The sequence below is a fragment of the Mycobacterium sp. genome (assembly GCF_039583805.1).
GTDB lineage: Bacteria > Actinomycetota > Actinomycetes > Mycobacteriales > Mycobacteriaceae > Mycobacterium.
The window spans coordinates 12,227-15,240 of the sequence record NZ_JAVKSH010000066.1 but is presented as its reverse complement, the minus strand read 5'-3'; the positions used below and the strand labels follow the sequence as shown (position 1 = coordinate 15,240).

3 protein-coding genes and 1 pseudogene are annotated in these 3,014 nt (G+C 72.5%); all 4 read left to right on the top strand.

Translation table 11 applies throughout. The features are described from left to right. On the top strand, positions 1–375 hold a 375-nt coding region (locus ABDW21_RS10605; RefSeq protein ID WP_343710437.1), incomplete at its 5' end, for a hypothetical protein. Between the two features lie 87 nt (positions 376–462). Continuing rightward, positions 463–1,788: a UDP-glucose/GDP-mannose dehydrogenase family protein gene (locus ABDW21_RS10600; protein ID WP_343710436.1), complete on the top strand. Its 1,326-nt coding sequence runs from the start codon at positions 463–465 to the stop codon at positions 1,786–1,788. A gap of 6 nt (positions 1,789–1,794) precedes the next feature. Next, positions 1,795–2,550 (top strand): maleylpyruvate isomerase family mycothiol-dependent enzyme, encoded by a 756-nt coding sequence (locus ABDW21_RS10595; protein ID WP_343710435.1) that lies wholly within the window; start codon positions 1,795–1,797, stop codon positions 2,548–2,550. A 27-nt stretch (positions 2,551–2,577) separates the two neighbouring features. Continuing rightward, positions 2,578–2,835 (top strand): annotated as a pseudogene (locus ABDW21_RS10590) (nuclear transport factor 2 family protein); the annotation flags it as partial. Between the last annotated feature and the right edge of the window lie 179 nt (positions 2,836–3,014).

The window sequence follows — 3,014 nt, the reverse complement described above, 5'->3', positions numbered from 1 at the left end:
CAGGTGCCCGCGCCACCTGCGCCGGCCCCGAAACCGGCGCCGGTTCCCGCCGCCCCCGCCCCGGTGCAGGCGCCCGCCGCCCCCGCCCCGGTGCAGGCGCCCGCACCCGCCCCCGTGGCGGCTCCCGCTCCCGTGGCCGCACCCGCGCGCGTGCCCCTGCCCGCCCCCGTGCCCCTGCCAGCCCCGGCGCTGCCCGCACCGCCGGCGCCTGCGATTCCGCCGATCGTCCCGCAGCTACTCGCGCCGCGGCCGGCGGGGCCGCCCCTGCAACCGTGGGGCGGCGGCCCCGGGTGGGGACGAGGACCGGGTATCCGGCTCCCCATCCCCGGCATCGGCCCCGGAATCCCGGGGATTCCCGGGATTCCGGGGCTGTGACGCCGGCAGCAAACTGTCACCGGACGTTCGCCTGCCGCTTGATGTCGCGATGCACGGCGCTCACAGCCGCAACCTACACACGGAGGTATGAGGTGCACCGTCTTCGGCACGGGCTATCTGGGTGCCACCCACGCCGCCGGAATGGCACAGCTGGGACACGACGTCGTCGGGGTCGACATCGATCCCGGGAAGGTCGCCAAGCTGGCCGGCGGGGACATCCCGTTCTACGAGCCGGGCCTGCGGAAGATGTTGCGCGAGAACCTCGCCGCGGGCCGGCTGCGGTTCACCACCGACTACGACGCGGCGGCCGACTTCGCCGACGTGCATTTCCTGGGCGTCGGGACCCCGCAGAAGAAGGGCGAGTACGGCGCCGACCTGCGCCACGTCCACGCCGTGATCGACGTTCTGGTGCCGCGGCTGACCCGAGCGTCGATCATCGTCGGTAAATCGACTGTGCCCGTGGGCACCGCGGCCGAGCTCGGCCATCGGGCCCGCGCCATCGCGCCGCCCGGCGTCGACGTGGAGGTGGCCTGGAACCCTGAGTTCCTGCGCGAGGGTTTCGCGGTGCACGACACCCTGCAGCCGGACCGTATCGTCGTTGGCCTACAACATGGTTCGACCCGAGCCGAGGAGGCCGTCCGGGAACTGTACGCACCGCTGCTGGACGCCGGCGCGCCGTTCCTGGTGACCGACCTGCAGACCGCGGAGTTGGTCAAGGTTTCCGCGAACGCCTTTCTGGCGACCAAGATCTCGTTCATCAATGCGATCTCCGAGGTGTGCGAGGCCGCCGGCGCCGACGTCACCGTGTTGGCCGACGCACTCGGCCACGACCCGCGGATCGGACGCCGATGCCTCAACGCCGGCTTGGGGTTCGGCGGTGGGTGTCTGCCCAAGGACATCCGCGCGTTCATGGCGCGCGCCGGCGAGCTGGGGGCCGCCCAGGCGCTGACCTTCCTGCGCGAAGTCGACAACATCAACATGCGCCGCCGCACCCGGATGGTCGAGCTGACCACCGCGGCGTGCGGCGGCTCGCTGCTGGGCGCCAACGTCGCCGTCTTGGGTGCGGCGTTCAAGCCCGAATCCGACGACGTGCGCGACTCGCCGGCACTCAACGTCGCGGGCCAGCTGCAGCTCAACGGCGCCGCGGTCAACGTCTACGACCCCAAGGCGCTGGAGAACGCACAGCGGGTGTTCCCCACGCTCAACTACGCGGTCTCGCTGGCGGAGGCCTGCGACCGCGCCGACGCCGTGTTGGTGCTCACCGAGTGGCAGGAGTTCGTCGACCTCGATCCCGGCCGGCTCGCCGACCGGGTGCGGGCCCGCGTCGTCGTCGACGGCCGCAACTGCCTCGACGTCCGGCGCTGGCAGCAGGCCGGCTGGCGGGTGCACTGCCTGGGCCGGCGCGTAGCGTGACGGCCGATGGACTACGCGGCAGCACTGCTGGAACAGAACCGCGCCTTCGGTGAGGTGATCCGCGGCGCCGACCCGTCGACGCCGGTTCCCGCCTGCCCGGACTGGGACCTGCAGCAGCTTTTCCGCCACGTCGGCCGCGGGCACCGGTGGGCGGCGCAGATCGTCGCCGACCGGATGGACCACGTCCTGGACCCGCGCGCCGTGCAGGACGGCAAGCCGCCACCGGACCCCGACGACGCCATCTCGTGGTTGCACGGCGCTGCGCAGCGCGTCGTCGACGCCGTCGCGCAGGTGGGTGCGGACACGCCGGTGTGGACCTTCCTCGGCCCGCGGCCGGCGTCCTGGTGGGTGCGGCGCCGGCTGCACGAGGCCACGGTGCACCGGGCCGACGCGGCGCGGGCCGTCGGGGTCGACTACACGCTGACCCCCGAGCTGGCGGCCGACGGGATCACCGAGTGGCTGGAGCGGATCGTCACGCAAGCCGGGGCCGACGGGACACCGCTGCCGCTGGCCGACGGGGACACCATCCACCTGCACGCCACCGATCCGGGGCTGGGGACTTCCGGCGAGTGGACCGTCCGGGCCGGCGCCGGCCGGCTGAGCTGGTCACACGACCACGGCAAGGGCTCGGTGGCGCTGCGCGGCCCGGCCACCGACCTGCTGCTGGGCATCCTGCGGCGAGTTCGGCTCGCCGACACCGACGTCGCCGTGTTCGGCGAGCCCGCCGTGTGGCAGAAGTGGCTGGACCGCACGCCGTACTGACGCGCCGCAGGCGGTACCTTGCTGAGCATGACCACATCGGAGATCGCCACCGTGTTGGCGTGGCAGGACGCCCTGAACACGTCCGACATCGAGACGTTGGTGGCCCTGTCCAGTGATGACATCGAAGTCGGCGATGCCCACGGCGCCGCACAGGGCCACGACGCACTGCGGACGTGGGCCACGGCCCGGCCGCGGGCCGCGGAGGTCGGCAGGATCTACGTCCACGACGGTGTCGTTGTCGTCGAACAGCTCGTCGTCGAACAGCTCGGCGGCGACGACCCGGGCGCTGATACCCCGGGCGCTGATACCCCGGGCGCCAATACCCCCGGCGCCAATACCCCCGGCGCCAATACCCCGGGCTCCAATACCCCGGGCTCCAATACCCCTGGCTCCAATACCCCTGGCTCCAATACCCCTGTCGCGACGGCATTCCGGGTGGTGCACGATCACGTGACGTCTGTATT

Coding starts and splice junctions, on each gene's coding strand:
- ABDW21_RS10600 (WP_343710436.1), top strand. CDS start 463: ATGAGGTGCACCGTCTTCGGCACGGGCTATCTGGGTGCCACCCACGCC.
- ABDW21_RS10595 (WP_343710435.1), top strand. CDS start 1,795: ATGGACTACGCGGCAGCACTGCTGGAACAGAACCGCGCCTTCGGTGAG.